Source organism: Rhodococcus sp. NPDC057014, assembly GCF_042673295.1.
Taxonomy (GTDB): Bacteria; Actinomycetota; Actinomycetes; order Mycobacteriales; family Mycobacteriaceae; genus Rhodococcus_F.
This window is the reverse complement of record NZ_JBHUSF010000156.1, coordinates 1-19,855: the sequence shown is the minus strand read 5'-3', so window position 1 is coordinate 19,855 and position 19,855 is coordinate 1. Positions and strand designations below refer to the sequence as shown.

Genomic DNA, 19,855 nt, shown 5'->3' with positions numbered 1-19,855 from the left:
GAACAGGTGCCGAAGCCGACCCCGAAGGGCGGCTTCGGCGACACATCAGCGCTTCGAGTACTGAGATGCCTTGCGGGCCTTCTTCAGGCCGTACTTCTTGCGCTCGACGGCGCGGGCGTCACGCGTGAGGAAGCCGGCGCTCTTGAGAGCCGGGCGGTCCTCGGGGGTGACCTCGATGAGCGCGCGGGCGATGGCGAGACGCAGTGCGCCGGCCTGTCCGGACGGTCCGCCACCGTGCAGCAGCGCCACGATGTCGAAGGACTCGGCACGCTCGACGGTGACCAGCGGAGCCTTGATCAGCTGCTGGTGCACCTTGTTCGGGAAGTAGTCCTCGATGGTGCGGCCGTTGAGCTTGAAGTCGCCCGAACCGGGGGTCAGACGGACGCGGACAACCGCTTCCTTACGACGACCGACGGTCTGGATGGGGCGATCGATCACGATCGGGGCCTGCGGCGCAGCAGCGGCCTCAATGTCCTCGGCGACCTCGGGCTCCTCGACGGACACGTACTCGTCCGCCGCGACCTCGACAACCTCGGTGATCTCTTCGGGGTTGGACACGTTCTGCTCCTCCGGCGCCGTCACTGGGCCACCTGCTTGATCTCGAATGGCACCGGCTGCTGCGCGGCGTGGGGGTGGTTCGGGCCCGCGTAGACCTTCAGCTTGCTGCTGATGGCGCGACCCAGCTTGTTCTTGGGGAGCATGCCGACGATGGCCTTCTCCACGAGGCGGTCGGGGTTCTTGTCGAGAACCTCACCGACGGAGCGGGACTTCAGACCACCGGGGTGTCCGGAGTGGTGGTAGAGGAACTTGCCCTCGCGCTTGTTGCCGCTGATCGCGACCTTCTCGGCGTTGATGATGACGACGAAGTCGCCGCCGTCAACGTGCGGTGCAAAGGTGGGCTTGTGCTTGCCGCGCAGCAAGTTGGCTGCCTGGACGGCAAGGCGGCCGAGCACCACGTCAGTGGCGTCGATGACGTGCCACGTGCGGGTCACATCTCCGGCCTTCGGGGTGTACGTAGACACAGAACTTCCTCGTCTTGTTCAATCCGCTGCTGGCCATTGCGTATCGTCGAGCGATTCCCGGCGGCCAGTTGAGACCCGAGAACCGCCAGCCACTGCGACACGGAGACACAGCGGCGCACGGCACGCCAACGGAGAACAATACCGGTCAGGGCGTACCGGGGTCAAAACTCACTCGGCGAGCGCATCGGCGAGCTGTTCGACCGCCCACGTCAGTTCGTCGCGCTCGATCACCAGCGGCGGGGCGATGCGGATCGTGCCCTCGTGCGCGTCCTTCGCGAGAACCCGGCGCGCCAGGAGTCGCTCACAGATCGTCCGGGCGGCCGGCATGCCGTCGGCCAGCTGCACACCGGCCCACAGACCGCGCCCGCGCACCTCCGACACGTGTTCCGGAGGCAGTTGCGACAGCATGCCGTGCAGGTAGCCGCCGAGTTCACGGCTTCGCTCCTGATATTCGCCGGTCTCGAGCAGGTCCACCACCGCACTGCCTACCGCGCAGGCGAGCGGGTTGCCCCCGAACGTGCTGCCGTGCTGCCCGGGGCCGATCACCGCCATCACCGGCCAGTCGGCGACGACGGCGGAGACCGGCATCAGGCCGCCGCCGAGCGCCTTGCCCAGCACGTACACGTCGGGGGTCACGTTCTCGTGGTCGCACGCGAACGTGTCGCCGGTCCGCCCGAGCCCGCTCTGGATCTCGTCGGCGATCATCAGGATTCCGCGCCGGGTGCAGATGTCCCGGACCGCCGCGAGATAGCCCGGGGGCGGCACCAGGACTCCGGCCTCGCCCTGGATCGGTTCGAGGAGCACGGCCACCGTGTTCTCGGTGATCGCGTCCTCGAGCGCGTCCGCGTTCCCGTATTCGACGGACGCGAACCCCGCCGGGTACGGGCCGAACCCGGTGTACGCGTCCGGATCGGACGAGAACCCGACGATCGAGATGGTGCGGCCGTGGAAGTTCCCGGCGCACGTGATCACGTCGGCGCGCCCCGCCGGCACACCCTTGACGTCGTACCCCCACTTACGGGCAAGTTTCAGCGCGGTCTCGACGGCCTCGGCGCCCGTGTTCATCGGCAGCACCGCGTCCTTCCGGCACAGCCGGCTCAGGTCCGCGCAGAAGGTAGCGAAACGGTCGTGCTGGAAGGCGCGGCTGGTCAGCGTGAGCCGGCCGAGTTGTTCGCGCGCCACCCGGACGAGCGCGGGGTGTGCGTGGCCGAAGTTGAGCGCCGAGTATCCGGCGAGCACGTCCAGGTAGTCGACGCCGTCGATTCCCTTCACCCACGCGCCGGCACCCGATTCGATCACGACGGGCAGCGGCGAGTAGTTGTGGGCGCTGTGCTCCTCGGCCCTGCTCAGCTGCTCACGCGTGGCATCCGACACGGAAACGACACCATCCGACATTGCTGGTCACCCCTGACTTTCGTCCCGGATCCCGCGGAAGCCGCGGAGCTCCAAAGTGCTGCACTTGATTCCGCCACCGGACTTGAGGAATTCGGAATAGTCGACCGGAACGGGTTCGTACCCGCGGTCCGACAACTCGTCGGCGAGGTGCGAAGCCTGCACGGGCAACACCACATTGGCGCCGTCGCTGACCAGGTTGAGTCCGAGCCAGTCGGTGTCCGTCTCGGCGGCGATCACCGCATCGGGGAACATCCGCTCGAGCACTGCGCGACTGTCCGGCGAGAACGCGGCGGGCAGGTACGCGATGGTGCTGTCGTCGAGTACACCCAGCGCGGTGTTGAGGTGGTAGTAGCGGGGATTCACCAGGTTCAGCGTGATCACCGGACGACCGAGGTGTGCCGACGCCTCGGCGTGCGACCGTGGGTCGGACCGGAATCCCGTTCCGGCCAGGATCACGTCGCCGACGACGAGGAAGTCGCCCTCCCCCTCGTTGACGTACCGCGGCAGGGTGGGCCTGATCAGCCCGTTGTCCCGAAACCACCGGAACACGTGTTCGGCCTCGGCGCGGCGCTCCGCGGTCCGGTATCTCGCGCCGAGAGCGACGCCGTCGACGACGAGTCCGCTGTCGGTGACGAACACCATGTCCGGGAGCCCCTCCACGGGGTCGACCGTCAGTACCTCGTGGCCGAGCCGCCGGTAGGTGTCCGCGAGTGCGGACCACTGCGACATCGCACGATCCCGGTCCACGGGCTCGCCGGGGCGCATCCAGTCGTTGATGGCGTAGACGACGTCGAAATACGTGGGCGGGCACATGAGGTACGTCCGCGGGTGGGCGTGGCGGACGGCGCCGCCCGGCGCGACCGCCGGCTCTTCGTACGGGTTCTCGGACTCGATACCAGCGGTGGGCGCCATCTCCACTCCCCCTCGATCGGTGTCGGTGACATCAGTATCCACCCACCAAAAGGCCTGATCAATGCGCTAGCGTTCCATCACATGGATGATTCGTTGCGTCTGGACGGGCTCGATCGGCGGATCGTTGCGCGACTGGAGCGCAATGCACGGTCCAGCTTCGCCACCATCGGCGCCGAGGTCGGACTGTCCGCCCCCGCCGTGAAGCGCCGGGTCGATCGACTGGTCGAGTCCGGAGTGATCACCGGATTCCATGCCGCACTCGATCCCCGCGCCCTCGGCCCGGGCGTCGAGGTGTTCGTCGAGTTGTACTGCAGCGGTCGCACGTCAGCCGTCGAGATCGCGCGGATCGTGTCCCGCCACACCGAAGTTCAGGAGGCGTACACCGTCACCGGCGACGCCAATGCCCTCCTCCGCGTCCGGACCACCGACACCGCACACCTCGAACGAACGCTGGAGAACCTGCGGTCGGAGCCTGCCGTCCTCCAGACCAAGAGCAGCGTCGTCCTCAGCCGCCTGATACCGACCGGCGACTGACGCCGTCGTCGCCTACCGCGCAGACCGCAGCGCCCCAGCAACCGTGGATTGCTGGGGCACCCCGGTGTGTCACGCGAAGATCAGAGCCAGGCCGTGGCGTTCCGGTCTTCCGCGGTCTGCATGTCGATGGCGCCGTCCTGGACGACCTTCGAGATCGTCTGCAGGACCTGGAGCAGATCCTCGTGAGAGCTGTCCCACTTGGCCTGCACCGCCTGGTAGTTGTCCCGCGCACCGCTCTCCCACTGCGCCACGAGGCCGTTGACGTAGCCCTTGAGCTCGTCGTGCGTCTCGCGCAGCTTCGCTTCGTTCGACTTGATGTCGGCCGCCAGCGCCTGCAACTCGGCAAATCCGTACTTCAACATTCGGTGCTCCCCTCGAGCTTCGTGACTGTTCTCGGTGCCGGCGCTAGATGTCGAGCGATCCCGAGGCTCCGGCCGAATGGATCGCATCCTGGTTGGCCTGCTCGGCGGCGTCGTAACCCTTGCCGTTCTCGCGGATCTTCACCGCGATCTCGTCCAGCGACTCCTGCATACGGCGCGAGGCATCTCCGTACCGTGCCATCAGGTTCATGAACGCCGCCTGCGCGCCACCCTGCCACGCCGAAGACGACTCCTCGCAACGGCCCTTGAGGCTGTTGATCGTGCCCTGCAGCTGGCTGTTCACCGTCTGCACGTGATTGGCCGCGACCTCCATCTGGCCGACATCGGTAACAACTCCCGCCATGTGTGACTCCTTCTGATCTCGGTGCGGCGGCCCCCACTGGACTGCCCGAATTCACCCCTACACAAGATTGGACGCGTCATCCGCCCAATCGGTTCCACCTCTGTGGAAGATTTTCCGGCGAAGACGACGGGGTCACCGGACGATCACCAGCGACCGCACGACGTCTTCGCACACGCGCTCGATCGACTCCCACTCCTCGGCCAGGAATTGGCAGCCGACGCTCACCTGGAGATCGCGCTCGACAAGGACGTGCCATCGCACCGCGGAGCTCTCGTCGGGGAATTCGCTGTACGCGATGCCCGGTCGACCCCCGAACACGACATCGCGCTCGAGTGCGCCGAACAGTTCGGGCCGGCCACGCTGCGCGATCTTCGACGCGAGCGTCGCCGCCACCTCGTCGTATCCGGAACCTTCTCGAACCGCATTCTGCGTGATGATGATTCGCCTGTCGGCCCCACCTGCCGGCACCAGTTCCAGGCGGGGCACGGAGGAGTTCGACGCGGCGGGCGCCCGCTCCCTCCATCCGCTCGGCAGCGTCACGCGAATGCTGCCCACCTCGAGACCCGCGTCGGTGGTGGTGGTGGGCGCCGCGGACCGTGTAAGCGTCGTGGCCGGGTCCGCCGGTGCCGCGCTCGCATCGAGTGCGTGGACCGTGCCGGCGCCGGCGCCGGGGTCGCGAACTGTGAAGACGAGAACGGCGCCGAAGACCACTGCCAGCACCGCGGCCACCGCGAGGACCGTGGGCCGCACGTTGCGCCGGCCCCCGCGATCCGATCCCTGCAGTGCCGGCTCGAGCCAGTTGGCCTGCGGCACAGCCATCGTCGTCGGCGCCTCGTCGGTGTCGACCACGCCGGCGGCGAGTGCCCGGGCAATCTCTTCTCCGGTGACGATCCGGACCGTGTTCGCGGACGCGACCGCGATCACGGCGTCCCGCATCGCTGCGCGCTCCTGTGATTCTCCGGCCCCCGTCAGGAGGATTCCATCGACAACGCGATCACCGCGGGCCCGCGCGCCGAGTTCCACGATCGCCGCAGCCCACTGGTCGATTCCTTCGTCGGCGCAGAGCGACGGATCGTGCTCGCAGGCGACGACCCGGTATCCGCCGACCTCACCGACCACGTAACTGGCCGTGGCGCCCGTCGTCCGGCCTTCGAGCACCAGCCATCGGCCCCCGGGTGAAGCCGTACCCTCGGCCGCCGCGACGGCGACCGGAACCAGCACCGTGTCTGCGGCAATCCGTGAACCCGCGGCGGCGAGCACATTCCGCCGCGCGGAACCCCACTCCGTCGGGTGGGACAGTACCGCCGTCGCGATCGGCGACGCCTCCCCCACACCGCCGATCACAGACCGGAACACCGCGGTGAGTGCGTCGGACACCGCGAGAAGACCACCGTCGACGTCGACGTACTCGTCGTCGACGAAGCAGAGCGGTGTCGTCTCGTGTACTGCCCTCGTCGCGCCCTGGACGCAGGACCACATGCCGGATTCAGTGAGGTGAATCGCGACCGCCGGCATCACAGCGGGGGCATCCACGCGAGTTGGATCAGGCCGGTACCCGCGCGGTTGACGAGCGTTCCGCGCCCGGGAGGCATCGCACTCGGACGGACGGTGCCGATGAGGTTGCCCTCCTCCCGGTTGCCGCTCATCACGAGGCCCGTGGATTGCAGATCGCGCAGACGGGCGATGACCGGCTCGTACATCGCCCGCGCCGCACCGCCGGAGCGTCGCGCGATGATCAGGTGGAATCCGATGTCGCGGGCGTGTGGCAGGAATTCGAGGATCGCGGCGACGGGGTTGCCGCTCGAGGTCACGACGAGGTCGTAGTCGTCGATGACGACGAAGATCTCGGGCCCCGACCACCAGGATCGGTCGCGCTGCTGCTGGCGGCTGAAACCGGGACCGGGCATGCGCTCCTTCAGCAGGAACGCGAGATCCCTCATGTTCGTCCCCAGCACGTCCTCGGACGGTGCGTAGGAGGCGAGGTGCGCCGTTTCGACGACACCGAGCATCGTGCGCCGGTAGTCGCCGAGAATGATCTTCGCCTGCTTGCTCGTGTTCGACGCCATGATGCCCTCGCAGATGTTCCGCAGGAGCGTCGTCTTACCGCATTCGGTGTCGCCGAACACCAGGAAGTGTGGCTGCTCGGCGAAGTTCAGGAACATCGGGGCCAACTCGGCCTCGTCCAGGCCGATCGGAATCTGCAGACATGCCTGCGCGGGATCGAGGTAGGCCGGCCACCCCCCGGCCGCGTGGAGCAGGTCTTCGCGGGCGATCTGCGCCGGCAGCATTCGCACCGCCGGAGCGGGCCTGCCGTGGGTCGCGGCGGCGACAGCGGACACCGCGTGCGCCACGCCGGTTGCCAGGTCGGTCGGATCCGAACTTCCGTCGAACCTCGGCAACCCGACCAGCAGATGCAGGCTGTCGCGGGTCATGCCGCGTCCGGGCCTGCCTTCGGGAACGAGTGCGGCGGTCTTGCGACCGAGGTCCGAGTCCGAGGGATCACCGAGACGCAGCTCGATGCGCGTGCCGAGCTGATCCTTGAGCGCGGGCCGGACCTCGCCCCACCGTGACGCCGTGAGAACCACGTGCACGCCGTACGACAACCCCTGGGACGCGAGGTTGGTGATCTGCTGTTCGAGAGCCTCGAAATCCTGACGGATGCTGCCGAACCCGTCGATCACCAGGAAGACGTCACCGAACGGGTCCTGCGCGATCCCTGCAGCGGCGCCGCCGGTACCGGGGTCGGAGGAACGCAGTCGCCGGAACTCCGCCATCGACTCGACCCCGAGTTCGCGGAACCGCTCCTCGCGTTGCCGCACGATCGTGTTCATCTCGGCGATGGTGCGCCGCACCCGGTCCACGTCGAGGCGGTTGGCGACCGAACCGACGTGCGGCAGTCCCGACAGTCCGGCGAGCGTGCCGCCACCGAAGTCGAGGCAGTAGAACTGCACCTGCTCCGCCGAATGGGTGGCGGCCAGCGACGTGACGAGCGTGCGGATCGCGGTGGACTTGCCCGACTGCGGTCCACCCACCACGGCCATGTTGCCGGTGGACCCGGACAGATCCACGACGAGTGGGTCGCGCCGCTGGTCGTAGGGCCTGTCGATGATCCCGATCGGTGCACGCAGCGAGCTCAGTGCGGGAACCGGTTCGGTGAGAACCGACCTCGGCAGCATCTGGTCGAGGGTGGGCGCGGCGTCGAGGGGCCGCAGCCACACCTCGTGGGCGCGAGGTCCGCGGTCCTTGATCCGTTCGACCACGACGTCGATGGTGGTGCGGGTGTCCGCGGCCTCCTCGGTCAGGTGGAGTGACTGTGGTTCGTCGTGGATCTCGACGACGTCGACTGCAACGGGTGCTGCCGTGAAGATCTTGGGCCGCAGATCGACCGCCGCCTCACCCGGCCGCCGCGCGTTGTCGACGCGTCCGCCCTCGTAGATGCCGGACACGTACGAGGCCTGGAAGCGGACGATCTCCGCGGAATCGCACTTGAGGTATCCGGCGCCCGGGGTCGCGGGCAGGTGGTAGGCGTCCGGCACACCGAGCACGGTGCGCGATTCGTTCGCCGAGAACGTCTTGAGGCCGATCCGGTACGACAGGTGGCTGTCGAGGCCTCGCAGTTTGCCTTCCTCGAGTCGCTGACTCGCCAGGAGCAGGTGAATGTGCAACGAGCGACCGAGCCTGCCGATGGCGACGAAGAGATCCGCGAACTCGGGCTGCTGACTGAGCAGTTCGGAGAATTCGTCGACGACGATGAACAGTGCGGGCAGCGGGTCGAGGTCGGCGCCGGCCTGGCGGGCCTTCTCGTATTCGGTGACGTTGGCGAAGTTCCCGGAGGAGCGCAGCAGTTCCTGGCGTCGGTTCATCTCACCGGCGAGTGCGTCACGCATCCGGTCGACCATCGCGAGTTCCTCGGCGAGGTTGGTGATCACCGCGGCGACGTGTGGCGCTTCCTCGAGGCCGAGGAATGTGGCGCCGCCCTTGAAGTCGACGAGGACGAGGTTCAGCGCGTCGGGGGAATGCGTCGAGATCAGGCCGAGCACCAACGTCCGCAGGAACTCCGACTTACCGGAACCGGTGGCTCCGATGCACAGTCCGTGGGGCCCCATCCCGTTCTCGGCCGATTCCTTGAGGTCGATCTCGACCGGGTGACCGTCCACTCCGACGCCGATCGGGACCCGCAGCCGGTCGCGGCCCTGGCGGGGCAGCCACGCGTGATCCGGGTTGAGACGGCCGACGTCGCCGATCCCCAGCATCTGGCTCCACGTCTGCACCGGCTGATCGTCGTCGCCGGCGTCCACCGCCGTCTGCGACGCGGTCCGGTACGGCGCGAGCCGCCGGGCCAGTGTTTCCGCCTGGTGAGCGCTGACGAGGTCCGCGGTCGCGAACATCTCCACTCCGGCTCCGCTGCGGGCGCCGAGTGACCCGTCCTGTGCGACGAGTTGGAGGCCACGTGTGGCCGTCAGTCGCGAGCAGAAGCCGCTGATGTCGAGAACGGAGACCGAGTCGACGCCGCCGTCGGTGATCATCCCCGATTCGCCCTCGAGGATCCCGCCGTCGACGACGATGACGAACTGCGGAACACCGGGCGTGGCGGGCGCGTTGCGCGAAAACCGGTTCCGCATCGACAGCTGCGGACCGAGCGCAGATTCGAGTTCGAGGATCGAGCCGTAGATCATGCGGGACGAACCGACACCGTCGGACGAGTCCGGATGCTGCGCGTGCGGCAGCCACTTCGCCCAGTCCCACTCGTGCTCCGTGTCGGGACCGCACACGACGGCGACCAGGAGATTGTCCGGGCCGTGGAATGCGCACAACTGCATGAGCATCGACCGCACCAGGGACCGTGCGGTACCGCGGTCGCCCTCCACGGAGATGGCCGCGAAGCCGCGCAGCGACACCGCGGTGGGCAGATCCTGGACGACGGAGTGCGCGCGGACGAAGCGGCGAAGCGACACCGCTGCAACCGGTTCCAGATCCTCGACAGGTCCGGTCTCCGGCGCGATCAGGCGGGTGGCGAGGCGCTGGCTTCCCCGTCCGACGCGCACGTGGCAGTAGTCGGGGTCGGTGGTGCGGCGTTCCCACATGCGCGCCGTCCCTGCGAGGGTCCAGAGCAGACCGGGTTCGGGGTGACTCCAGTCGAGCGCTTTTCGCTGCTGCTCACCGGTCTCGTTGACGTCGCGCCGCAGCTGATCGAGGTAGCGCAGGTAGTCCTTGCGGTCCTCGTTGGCTTCCGCCGCTTTCGGGCCGCCACGACCGCCGCCTGCCAGCATGCCGAGCATCGACACCATCATCATGACGGGAAAGAGCATCGACATAGGGTTGCGGGCCATGCCCGAAGAGAACATCAGGGCCATCATCCCGACCATGGCGACGACCATGACCACGGGAAGGAGCTTGGTCAGAAGGTTTCCGGGAACCAGACGTGGAATCTCGGGCGGAGCCTGCAGACTCACTTCGCCGCCCGGAATGCGTGGTACTTCCCGTCGTGCTTTGCGCACGAACCGAATAGTGCTCACTACTCGCCCCCCATGACTACAACCGCCCCGAAAAATCCGTGCAGCCGATCCGATCCCGAAACTCCGGGTCCGCCCCCCTGGGCTCGATCCGCGAAGTCAGACACTAACCCATGAAGGACGACCGGGCATATAGGAGGTCCGCGCCCTGATGGACACTGGATGCGCCGCCCGCACTGTCGTAAGGTCACCGTGATCAAATCGGACGACGATCCGTGACCGGTCGTCGATCGGTGTCGTAACGGCGCAGATGGGGTTGTGCGTCGGAAGAGTTGGGGGAAATCGCAGTGTCCGTCACCCATGACGAATCGCGGGGATCCGCGTCGTCCACCCGTCCCGGTGCCGCGGCCGATCTGTGCCGCATCACCGTCCTGTCGACGCATTCGCAGGTCGATATGGCCGTTCCGTTCGGTGTGCCGCTCGCCATTCTCGTTCCGGGGATCGTCGACACCATCCGCACCCATCGCGGCACCAACGATTTCGACGACTCCCTCGAACAGTACGAACCGAGCGAGTGGGTTCTCGCCAAGATCGGGCACTCGCCGCTGTCGACCACGTTGACGTTGCACGAGCACGGAATCCGCGACGGCGATCTCCTCGTTCTCCAGAGTGTCCACACCAGCGCACCTCCGCCGCTGTTCGACGACATCATGTACAACGTGGCGATCGCCGACGCCGAGGGCGACCGCGAGTGGACCCGTGGTTCCGCGCGGGTGGCGGGTTCCGTCGCCGCCGTGCTCGGCAGCGTGGTCGGTTCGTTCGCACTGTTGTGGTCCGGGGCGGGGACGGAGGGATTCCTGGGGGCGGGTTGTGCCGTCGCGACGGCCCTGCTGTTCCTGATCGCCGGCGCGGTCACCGGCCGCGTCTACGGCGACGCGCCCAGTTCCGTGATCCTCAGTGGGTGCGCCGTTCCCCTCTCGTTCGCCGCGGGGATGCTGTTCGTGCCCGGCGATCTCGGCGCTGCGCACCTGCTCCTCGGGCTCGCGCTGGCCGGCACCACCGCCGTTCTGGCGTTGCGGCTGGGCGGTGTCGGACTGCGACTGTTCACGGCGCTGTCGGTGACCTCCCTGTTCGGATCGGTCGCTGCCCTGGTGGCCACACTGTTCGGCAACCCGACCGCCGCTGTCGGCGCGGGCGTCGTGGCGGCGGCGCTGATCGGACTCGCCTTCTCCGCCCGGGTGTCGATACTGCTGGCGAAGCTTCCGCTGCCCCCGGTCCCGGCGCCGGGCACGTCCGTCGATCCGTCCGAGGACGACCCGGACGACGAGGTGACGATGCCCTCGTTCGACTCCCTCGCACAGCGAGCGGCACGTGCCCGCAAGTACCTCACGGGCCTGGTCGGCGCGATGACGGCACTCGCCGTGACCGGCGCACTCGTCGCGGCGCACCCGGGCGTGCACGACGGAATCTACTGGCCCGGGCTCTCTCTCGCCGTCGCCACCGCCACCGTCCTGATGTTCCGGGGACGCACGTACAGCAGCGCCGAGCAGGCCGTTCCGCTGATCGCGGGCGGGGTGACGATCCTGGTTCTGCTGCTCACCGCCGCGGCTGTCGCGGTACCCGACTTCGCGATCGCATCGTTCGCCGTCGCGATCCTGTTCGCCGTCGGCGGGCTGGTCCTGGGGATCCTCGCACCCCGCCGGACGTTCTCGCCCGTGATGCGGCGGGTGGCCGAGCTCGTCGATCTGGCGGTGATCGCGTCGATCGTCCCGCTGGTGTGCTGGGTGACCGGTCTCTACGCTCTGATGCGTGGGCTGTGAGGCGCCCACTCACCCGCGCCGTGCTGGCCACCGCGATCGTGGCGGTCACCGCCGCCGTCGGCCAGGGCGGCGCCTCGGCCGTGGTGCCAGCTCCCGTGGACGTCGGGCTTGTTCCACCGGCGGACCGCCAGAAGGCCGAGCTGCGCCGCAATTGCAAAGATGCTGTGCGCGTGCCGGACGGCCCCGACGTCCCGGTGGCACAGCGCGATCTCGACTTCCAGTCGGTCTGGCCGATCACGAGGGGCGCAGGTCAGATCGTCGCGGTGATCGACACCGGCGTCTCGCGGCACCCCCGACTCCCCGGACTCATGGACGGCGGCGACCTCGTGGGGACCGAGACCGGGACGGTCGACTGCGACGCGCACGGCACACTCGTCGCCGGGTTGATCGGTGCCTCGCAGGTACCCGGATCCGGTTTCTCCGGTGGCGCACCGGATTCGCGGATCCTGTCGATCCGGCAGTCGAGCAATGCGTACAGCCCCGTCGGCCAGGCCGACGAGGTCGACAACGCGGGCAACTCGGTCGGCGGATACGGAAATGTTGTGACGATGGCAACGGCGATCCGGCGTGCGGCCGACCAGGGTGCGACCGTCATCAACATCTCCGAGGTGGCGTGCAAGACCGCTGCGGAGGGGATCGGCAGCGGCGACCGGTACGTGGGGGCCGCCGTGAAATACGCCGTCACGGTGCGGAACGCCGTGGTGGTCGCGGCGGCAGGCAACTTCGGCTCCGGAGACTGCAAGATTCAGAATCCACCGGCCGACCCCCTTCGGCCCGGCGCCGATCTGTCGGACTCCGTGAGCACGATTGCCAGTCCCGCGTGGTACGACGACTATGTGCTCACCGTCGGCTCCGTCGACGCGAACGGGTCGGCGAGCGACTTCAGCCTGGCCGGTCCGTGGGTCGACGTCGCAGCGCCGGGAACCGGTTTGACGTCACTGCACCCGACCACCGGTGACCTGACGAATACGGTATACGGCCCCGAGGGCAACGCGGAGCCGGTGCAGGGAACGAGTTTCGCCGCCCCGTACGTCTCGGCGACAGTCGCCCTGGTCCGGTCGCGGTTCCCGCAACTGTCCGCACAACAGGTCGTGGCCCGTATCGAGGCCACGGCCCATGCCCCGGCAGAGGGGTGGAATCCGTCGGTCGGGCACGGGATCATCGACCCGCTGGCGGCAGTCACCGCCGACGTGCCGCTCGAGGATGCGACCGTCGATCAGTCGAGTTCCGTCGCGGTCGAGGCGCTTCCGGCCGCTGCTCCCCCGGACCATCGGCCACGCGATGTCGCTGTGGCGGCCACCGGAACGCTGGGTGCGCTGCTCGTGCTCGGCGTCCTGGCGTCGTTCCCGCTCCGCCGCCGGTTCCGCTCGTCGGCCGACCGGCACTGATCCGATCTGCTCCGCGGGGAGGGTGCGGACGCCTGAGCGAGTCCGTGCCCCTCCCCGGGAACTTCTACTTGGATCCTGACGCGACAGCAGCGGGGTCGAGGTCCGGTGCGACACCGTCGTGTGCGACGAGTGCCGACGACTTTCCGAGCGAGGGGCCCTGCGCAAGGAGGCCGAGTATCTGCCAGGGCGCGAGAGGCTGGGCGCCGTCGAGCCCCAACGCCTTGGCCGAGTCCTTGTCTGCGCCCTTGTCCGGGATGCCGAACCGAACTCCCGTGTCCGCGACGAAGAACCAGCTATCACGTCGCGTGCTCGTGGGCTCGATGCCGGTGGACTGCACGAAACCGCTGGTTCCCGGTTGTACATAAACTGTGTCGGCGTTGTCGCCCGCGCCGTCCGCCTGGGCCAGTTCGACCGCGCGGGCGTCGCCGGGAATCGGGAGGGAACGACCCGCGACCAGCGACAGTCCGGCCGCCGGACCACTCGCGCCGGTCTCGTCCGGTGCACGGAGAGGCGTCCAGGTCAGGCAGCTCACGGGTTTGTCGGAGGCACCGATGATCGTGGGCGCCGACTCGGGGAAACTGTCCACCGCAATCTGTTCCACGGAGGGGATCCGATTGGTGGCGTCCGGAGGGACGCTCGACATCTCCGTGTCGCCGTGCGAGTCCGACAGGAAGATCAGGTTCGCGACGGCCGAGCTGATCTTCTGGATTCCGTCGCGAAGCACCACGTAATGGGTGGTCTCGGAGCCGATCAGCGCGGTGAACACCGATCCCACGACCTTGTCCTGCAGCGGGTACCGGGGACTGCTCCCCGCCCCCGGAATGACGGGAGCCGCGAGTGGCGGCACCTCGGGGATGGCGTTGACAAACCCCTTGCTCACCGGTCGCGGCCGAGCGCCTTCGAGACCGAGCGCGCGGGTGATCGCCGGGTCGTCCAGGTCGACCCGTGCGCGCTTGCCTCCGTAGATCAGGTACGACGCATCGGAAGTCGACGCGAGCAGGGCCTGATCGCCGGCGAGGGTCCCGCCGCCGTCGGGGCCCTCCGTCTCACCGATGACGACCGATGTTGTGACGGAATGATTTCCGTCTGCCGCGATCGAATCACACACGGTCCACGGTGTCTTCGCCGCGGGATCTCCGGCCGGCAGCGCCGACGGCGCGCCGGGGATCCCGACGAGGGCACCCCGCGGGCGGGTATCGAGTTCGGATTCCTTGACGATCACCGGATTCTCGGACTTTCCGACGATGAGCCGGGCGGACGCGAGGTTCAGAACGGGGCGGAGTGTGTCGCCCATGACGACGAACATCGCGCCCGAATCCTTGCCGACGACGATCGACGCGTCGCCGATCTTGTCCTGCGGACGGAACAGCGCCAGCGCGGCGCACCCGGCGAGGCCGAGCGACGCGATCACGACCCCCACCGCGAGTGCGCGCGACTGCGACCGCATGGGGTCGTGCAACATTCGGACGTCGCGACGCACCAGGGCGTGCTCCATCCGTCTGACCAGAAATCGATACCCGTTGACCTGCCACCGGGTAGTGGGTGTTACAGCCATTGTTCCTCCCCCGTGCTGCACCGCGCTCGGGGGGACACGATACAGTTCGGTCGACAGTCTTCACGGCGGACGGGGTACGGGTCTGCCGGGTTCAGGTATTCGGGGGAGGAACCATGGACCGTTCACGCGTCACGCGCCGGCCGTCGTCTCTTCGGTTTTCGGCGACCGAGGTGGTCATCGCGCAAGTTCTGGGGGTGACCGGCGGGGTCGTGGCCTCGCTGTGCGGGCTGCTCTGGTGGGGCGCCGTCGCACTTGCCGTCGTCCTCGTCGTCGCCTCGCTCGTCCGGGTGGGCGGCTGGTCGAGCCTGGCCTGGGCCCGGACGTATTGGCGGTACTGCACCGAACCCGGCCGGACGGAGTCCCGCACCGTCGGTTTCCAGGCGCCGACCGGTCAGTCCGTCGGGCTCCGCTGGGACGGGGGGAACGTGGTTGCCGTCGTCGAGGTCCTGCCTCCCGCGGGGAGTCTCACCCAGATCACCCGTGACGGCTTTCAGATGACGCACGAACTGCCCGCCGAAGCGCTCGCCGCGTGCCTCGTGCAGCACGACATCTCGTTGACCGGAATCGACATCGTCAGCCATGGCTATCGCGCCGCGGCGGGCACACCCGCGACCGATGTGTACGACAGGCTGGTCGGTCCGCTCCCGGCGACCGCGACCCGGATGGTCTGGCTCGCCCTGCGATTCGACGCCACCGAGAGCGTCGCCGCGGTGGCGCGACGAGGCGGTGGCGAGGAAGGCGCTTCCCGCGCGATTACGATCGCGGCCGGCCGTGTCGTGCGCGCCCTCGCCGATTCCGGGTGCCGCGCGCGGATTCTCACCGCTCCGGAGATCGACTCCGCCGCGCTGCAGATCAGCCGCGGCGTCGACCCGAGGACCGTCACTCAGACGTGGAGACAGGCACCGTTGCCCGGAGTGTGCAATACCGGCTACGGTGTCGACCCGCGGTACCTGACGCGTGATCTGCTCGCGAAGCTGTGGGTTCCGTCGAGCCTCGGTACGACCGTGACGATCCGACTCCGTCCCAGCGGGCACGAAGGACAGGTGAAGGTCGGTGCGGCCTGCCGGGTGACCTCCCGGACGATGCCGGATCCGCTCGCGATTCCCGGGCTCGTCTCGATGCAGGGCAGGCACAAGGACGGGCTGCTGTCCAATCTCCCCGTCGCGATGGCGGACCTCGACGACGTGATGCCGTTGACCGACATGTCCGTCGAGGATCTGCGCGGCCTGCAGTTGCCCCCGGCGGGGTGCGGTCAGCTCATCGGCTCCGACGACTACGGCCACGGAATCACCGCTCGCATCGCGGGTCCCGGCGTCGGCATGGTCTATGTGGCGGGCGAACTGTACCTCGCCCAGCAATTGGTGTTCCGTGCCGTCGCGACGGGTGCCCGGGTGCTCATCCACACCGATCGGCCCGACGCGTGGTCGTCGTTGATCGATTCCATCGCCACGCCGGACCGATTGCGCGTCGCGGGTCACGACCCGCAGTCCGACAACAGGTTCAACACGGTGGTGTTCGACGGCGTCGACGCGCTGCCGCCCCGCGCCGGGGTCACGGCGATCTACCTGTACGGGGAGCCGAGTCAGTGGCCCGGCGCCGAACCGGATCTGTCCATCGTCCAGCCGAATGCTCTCGGCGACCGGATTCTTCTGTCGACCGGCGGGACGAGCATCGAACTGATGCTGGTCACGATCTCGTCGGAGACGGCGTTCATCGGACGCCCGCGTGCGGTGGAAGACTACCCGCCCGCCTACCAGTACTAGCCCGGATACGGCGTTCTCTCGCGCTGCAGGCGGACCGCCTCGGCCCACCACACCAGTTGGGCCAGCATGCGGTCGGCGGAGTCGATGGCGGCGCCGTCGGTGGTCTGCCCCTGGTCGTCGAATCTCTTGCGCACCTGGTGGAAGCTCACGCTCTGCCGGACCGACACCATGTGCAGTTCCGCCACCACCTGGCGTAGCTGTTCGGTTGCGCGGAGCCCGCCGGCCAGCCCGCCGTACGACACGAAACCGATTGGCTTCGAACGCCATTCGTGTTTGAGACTGTCGAACGCGGTCTTCAGTGCCGCGGGGTAGCCGTGGTTGTATTCGGAGGTGACGGCCACGAATCCGTCGGCTCGGCCCACCCGCTCGCGGAATTCGTCCGTCACCGGGGACTCGCCGAGATCCTGCGGCAAGGGCGTGTCTGCGAGGTCGATGACCCCCACGTCCAGTCCCGGGTACGCGCGCGCACGTTCGGCGAACCAGCCGGCGACGACGGGAGCGATCCGGCCGACCCTGACCGACCCGATGATGATCTCGATCCGGACGGGCTCTACTGCGATCACGAACACTCTCCTTCGTCCCGGGGCAATCCTGGAGGTCGGCGATCAGGCATCAGTCGCCGCAGCAGCCGCCGGGCACGGATCGAACGTCCCGGGTGATCTGGTTGCGTGCCGCCAGATCCGCGTCCTCGGGGTAGTCGACCCGCACCAGGGACAGTCCGTGCGCCGGGGCCACCAGAATTGAACTCGACCGCGACTTCTCCCGGAGGAGACCCTCGATCCAGCCGAGATCGCGTCTGCCCTCCCCCACGGCGAGAACCGCACCGACGAGACTGCGCACCATCGACCAGCAGAACGCGTCGGCGCTGACGAAGGCGGTGAACACGTCGCCGTCGCGGTCCCAGTCGAAACGCTGCAAATCGCGGACCGTGGTCGCGCCGTCTCTGCGTTTGCAGAACGCCGCGAAGTCGTGCAGTCCGAGCAGCATCGCGGATGCCGAGCGCATGAGTTCGAGGTCGAGGACCTTCGGATACGACACGGTGTCCCTGGCTCGGAGCGGGTCGGCACCGTAGACCGCCGATGTCAGGCGGTACTCGTAGTGCCTCCGCATCGCCGAGAACCGTGCATCGAAGTGTTCGGGCGCGAAGGAGATCCGCGTGATCCGCACATCCTTCGGCAGAAACCGCGCGAGCCTGCGGACCAGCCGGGACGGGTCGTCCGGCAGGGCGTCCACCGGAACGTCGACGTGCGCGACCTGACCGATGGCGTGGACGCCGGCGTCGGTGCGCCCCGCCACCGTGAGCTGCAACGGCGTGCGCAGGACGGCGCCGAGCTTCTCTTCGATCTCCCCGCACACGGTGCGCAGGCCGTTCTGGCGGGCCCACCCGGAGAAGTCCGTCCCGTCGTACGCGATGTCCAGGCGCAAGCGACGGGTCTCATACGAAACGGGCCCGCCGTCCCTCGGGGGGACGACGGGCTCGTTCGATTCAGCGTGTGCCGAAACCAAGTGGACTAGTCCTTCTTGGCCTCTTCGGCCGCCGAGGCATCCTTCGCCTCTTCGGCTTCAGCCGCGTCGGCCGCGGTGGCGGACTCGTCCTCGATGGCCTCGACGACGGCGTCAGCGTTCTCGACCTCGGCGTCGGTTGCCTCGGCCTCGACGGCCTCGACGACGTTCTCCTCGGCGGGGGCGGCAGCCGGCGCATCCTTCGACGCCTTCACGCGACGAGCGCGGTCGGCCTCGGAGGTGACGGTCTTCTCCTTGACGAGCTCGATGATCGCCATCGGCGCGTTGTCGCCCTTGCGGGGGACCGTCTTGATGATGCGGGTGTAGCCGCCGTCACGATCGGCGTAGAACGGGCCGATCTCCGCGAACAGGGTGTGCACGACATCCTTGTTGCGGATGACCTTCAGAACCTCGCGACGGTGAGCCAGGGTTCCGGCCTTGGCGTGCGTGACGAGCTTCTCGGCGTACGGGCGCAGGGCCTTGGCCTTGGACTCCGTGGTGGTGATGCGGCCGTGCTCGAAGAGCGCGGTAGCCAGATTGGCGAAGATCGCCTTCTGGTGCGAAGCCGACCCGCCGAAGCGGGCACCCTTCTTGGGCTTGGGCATGATGATCTCCTAGTAAAGGACCGTGAGCTACAGCTGTTCGGTCTCGGCGTAGTCCTCGGTGCCCTCGGCATCACCGAAGGAACCGGCGTCCGTGTCGCTCCACGTTCCGGTGGCGGCGTCGTAGCCGGCAACGGTGGTGGGATCGAAGGACGCGGGGCTGTCCTTGAGGGCCAGGCCGAGCGAATGCAGCTTGACCTTCACCTCGTCGATGGACTTCTGTCCGAAGTTGCGGATGTCGAGCAGATCGGACTCGGTACGGCCGACAAGCTCACCGACGGTGTGAACACCCTCGCGCTTGAGGCAGTTGTAGGAACGGACCGTCAGGTCCAGGTCCTCGATTGGCAGTCCGAACGAAGCGATGTGATCGGCCTCGGCGGGCGAGGGTCCGATCTCGATGCCTTCTGCTTCGACGTTCAGCTCACGGGCCAGGCCGAAGAGCTCAACCAGGGTCTTGCCCGCAGAAGCGAGCGCGTCCCGAGCGGTGATGGAGTTCTTGGTTTCCACATCGAGCACGAGCCGATCGAAGTCGGTGCGCTGCTCGACACGGGTGGCCTCCACCTTGTAGGTGACCTTGAGCACCGGCGAGTAGATCGAGTCGACCGGGATACGGCCGATCTCGGCGCCGGACGCCTTGTTCTGGACGGCGGGGACGTAGCCGCGACCGCGCTCGACGACGAGCTCGATCTCCAGCTTTCCCTTGTCGTTCAGGGTGGCGATGTGCAGATCCGGGTTGTTCACGGTGACGCCGGCCGGGGGCACGATGTCGCCTGCGGTCACAGCGCCGGGGCCCTGCTTGCGGACGTACATGGTGACCGGCTCGTCCTCTTCGGAGCTCACGACGAGACCCTTGAGGTTCAGGATGATGTCGGTGACGTCTTCCTTCACACCGGGAACTGTGGTGAACTCGTGCAGAACGCCGTCGATGCGGATGCTGGTGACAGCAGCGCCGGGAATCGACGAGAGCAGCGTACGGCGGAGCGAATTGCCGAGGGTGTACCCGAAGCCTGGCTCGAGGGGCTCGATGACGAACTTCGAGCGGTTGTCAGCGATGACCTCTTCGGTCAACGTGGGTCGCTGAGAAATGAGCATTGGATTTCCTCCTGTACGGGCGTCCGCTATTTGACGCCCACGATGGGAAAGGCACTTCGTGCCCGTGCGCCTTTCCGGTAGTCGGAACTACCG

17 protein-coding genes are annotated in these 19,855 nt (G+C 67.9%); 4 read left to right on the top strand and 13 right to left on the bottom strand.

What is annotated here, in order from left to right; all coding sequences use genetic code 11:
* Positions 1–45: 45 nt before the first annotated feature.
* The 4 genes from rpsI to ddaH form a co-directional block, all read right to left on the bottom strand.
* On the bottom strand, positions 46–582 hold the full coding sequence (gene rpsI / locus ACFTZB_RS26330; protein ID WP_043825651.1) for a 30S ribosomal protein S9: 537 nt from the start codon (positions 580–582) through the stop codon (positions 46–48).
* Positions 579–1,022, bottom strand: coding sequence for a 50S ribosomal protein L13 (rplM, locus tag ACFTZB_RS26325; RefSeq protein WP_005239728.1), 444 nt, complete (start codon positions 1,020–1,022; stop codon positions 579–581). The genes rpsI and rplM overlap by 4 nt, the downstream gene beginning before the upstream one ends.
* Positions 1,023–1,190: 168 nt before the next feature.
* Positions 1,191–2,417: an ornithine--oxo-acid transaminase gene (gene rocD, locus ACFTZB_RS26320; protein ID WP_378435591.1), complete on the bottom strand. Its 1,227-nt coding sequence runs from the start codon at positions 2,415–2,417 to the stop codon at positions 1,191–1,193.
* Between the two features lie 6 nt (positions 2,418–2,423).
* Complete coding sequence (ddaH, locus tag ACFTZB_RS26315; protein WP_378435589.1) at positions 2,424–3,329, bottom strand: dimethylargininase; 906 nt, start codon at positions 3,327–3,329, stop codon at positions 2,424–2,426.
* An 81-nt stretch (positions 3,330–3,410) separates the two neighbouring features.
* Between ddaH and ACFTZB_RS26310 the strand changes: the two genes are divergently transcribed.
* On the top strand, positions 3,411–3,863 hold the full coding sequence (locus tag ACFTZB_RS26310) for an Lrp/AsnC family transcriptional regulator (RefSeq protein WP_378435587.1): 453 nt from the start codon (positions 3,411–3,413) through the stop codon (positions 3,861–3,863).
* Positions 3,864–3,943: 80 nt separating this feature from the next.
* Here ACFTZB_RS26310 and ACFTZB_RS26305 read toward each other — a convergent pair whose 3' ends face one another.
* The 4 genes from ACFTZB_RS26305 to eccCa form a co-directional block, all read right to left on the bottom strand.
* Positions 3,944–4,225 (bottom strand): WXG100 family type VII secretion target, encoded by a 282-nt coding sequence (locus ACFTZB_RS26305; protein ID WP_124394581.1) that lies wholly within the window; start codon positions 4,223–4,225, stop codon positions 3,944–3,946.
* Positions 4,226–4,268: 43 nt separating this feature from the next.
* On the bottom strand, positions 4,269–4,586 hold the full coding sequence (locus ACFTZB_RS26300; protein WP_378435584.1) for a WXG100 family type VII secretion target: 318 nt from the start codon (positions 4,584–4,586) through the stop codon (positions 4,269–4,271).
* Positions 4,587–4,718: 132 nt separating this feature from the next.
* The gene (locus ACFTZB_RS26295; protein WP_378435582.1) at positions 4,719–6,119 is read right to left on the bottom strand and encodes a type VII secretion-associated protein; all 1,401 of its coding nucleotides are present in this window, start codon (positions 6,117–6,119) and stop codon (positions 4,719–4,721) included.
* Positions 6,101–10,102, bottom strand: a complete 4,002-nt coding sequence (gene eccCa / locus ACFTZB_RS26290; RefSeq protein ID WP_378435580.1) for a type VII secretion protein EccCa — start codon at positions 10,100–10,102, stop codon at positions 6,101–6,103. The genes ACFTZB_RS26295 and eccCa overlap by 19 nt, the downstream gene beginning before the upstream one ends.
* 284 nt (positions 10,103–10,386) lie before the next feature.
* On the opposite strand from eccCa, the gene eccD reads away from it, so the two are divergent.
* Both eccD and mycP read left to right on the top strand, forming a co-directional pair.
* Positions 10,387–11,859 carry a type VII secretion integral membrane protein EccD gene (gene eccD, locus ACFTZB_RS26285; protein WP_378435578.1) on the top strand — a complete coding sequence of 491 codons (1,473 nt, stop codon included), beginning with the start codon at positions 10,387–10,389 and terminating at the stop codon, positions 11,857–11,859.
* Positions 11,856–13,247, top strand: coding sequence for a type VII secretion-associated serine protease mycosin (gene mycP / locus ACFTZB_RS26280; RefSeq protein ID WP_378435576.1), 1,392 nt, complete (start codon positions 11,856–11,858; stop codon positions 13,245–13,247). Before eccD ends, mycP begins: the two co-directional genes overlap by 4 nt.
* A gap of 64 nt (positions 13,248–13,311) precedes the next feature.
* Here mycP and eccB read toward each other — a convergent pair whose 3' ends face one another.
* On the bottom strand, positions 13,312–14,802 hold the full coding sequence (gene eccB / locus ACFTZB_RS26275) for a type VII secretion protein EccB (RefSeq protein WP_378435574.1): 1,491 nt from the start codon (positions 14,800–14,802) through the stop codon (positions 13,312–13,314).
* A gap of 113 nt (positions 14,803–14,915) precedes the next feature.
* Here eccB and eccE point away from each other — a divergent pair, with 113 nt between their 5' ends.
* Positions 14,916–16,565 (top strand): type VII secretion protein EccE, encoded by a 1,650-nt coding sequence (eccE, locus tag ACFTZB_RS26270; protein WP_378435572.1) that lies wholly within the window; start codon positions 14,916–14,918, stop codon positions 16,563–16,565.
* Here eccE and ACFTZB_RS26265 read toward each other — a convergent pair.
* From ACFTZB_RS26265 to ACFTZB_RS26250, 4 genes are read right to left on the bottom strand one after another with little or no spacing between them, the layout of a single operon-like run.
* Entirely contained in the window at positions 16,562–17,128 is a 567-nt protein-coding gene (locus tag ACFTZB_RS26265) for an NADPH-dependent FMN reductase (RefSeq protein ID WP_378435570.1), read from the bottom strand. The genes eccE and ACFTZB_RS26265 overlap by 4 nt on opposite strands.
* Positions 17,129–17,177: 49 nt before the next feature.
* Positions 17,178–18,071: a tRNA pseudouridine(38-40) synthase TruA gene (gene truA / locus ACFTZB_RS26260; protein ID WP_378435568.1), complete on the bottom strand. Its 894-nt coding sequence runs from the start codon at positions 18,069–18,071 to the stop codon at positions 17,178–17,180.
* A 5-nt stretch (positions 18,072–18,076) separates the two neighbouring features.
* Complete coding sequence (gene rplQ / locus ACFTZB_RS26255) at positions 18,077–18,673, bottom strand: 50S ribosomal protein L17 (protein ID WP_378435566.1); 597 nt, start codon at positions 18,671–18,673, stop codon at positions 18,077–18,079.
* A gap of 27 nt (positions 18,674–18,700) precedes the next feature.
* The gene (locus ACFTZB_RS26250; protein ID WP_005239684.1) at positions 18,701–19,762 is read right to left on the bottom strand and encodes a DNA-directed RNA polymerase subunit alpha; all 1,062 of its coding nucleotides are present in this window, start codon (positions 19,760–19,762) and stop codon (positions 18,701–18,703) included.
* Between the last annotated feature and the right edge of the window lie 93 nt (positions 19,763–19,855).

Coding starts and splice junctions, on each gene's coding strand:
- eccB (WP_378435574.1), bottom strand. CDS start 14,802: ATGGCTGTAACACCCACTACCCGGTGGCAGGTCAACGGGTATCGATTT.
- eccE (WP_378435572.1), top strand. CDS start 14,916: ATGGACCGTTCACGCGTCACGCGCCGGCCGTCGTCTCTTCGGTTTTCG.
- rplQ (WP_378435566.1), bottom strand. CDS start 18,673: ATGCCCAAGCCCAAGAAGGGTGCCCGCTTCGGCGGGTCGGCTTCGCAC.
- ACFTZB_RS26310 (WP_378435587.1), top strand. CDS start 3,411: ATGGATGATTCGTTGCGTCTGGACGGGCTCGATCGGCGGATCGTTGCG.
- rocD (WP_378435591.1), bottom strand. CDS start 2,417: ATGTCGGATGGTGTCGTTTCCGTGTCGGATGCCACGCGTGAGCAGCTG.
- ddaH (WP_378435589.1), bottom strand. CDS start 3,329: ATGGCGCCCACCGCTGGTATCGAGTCCGAGAACCCGTACGAAGAGCCG.
- ACFTZB_RS26305 (WP_124394581.1), bottom strand. CDS start 4,225: ATGTTGAAGTACGGATTTGCCGAGTTGCAGGCGCTGGCGGCCGACATC.
- ACFTZB_RS26250 (WP_005239684.1), bottom strand. CDS start 19,762: ATGCTCATTTCTCAGCGACCCACGTTGACCGAAGAGGTCATCGCTGAC.
- ACFTZB_RS26300 (WP_378435584.1), bottom strand. CDS start 4,586: ATGGCGGGAGTTGTTACCGATGTCGGCCAGATGGAGGTCGCGGCCAAT.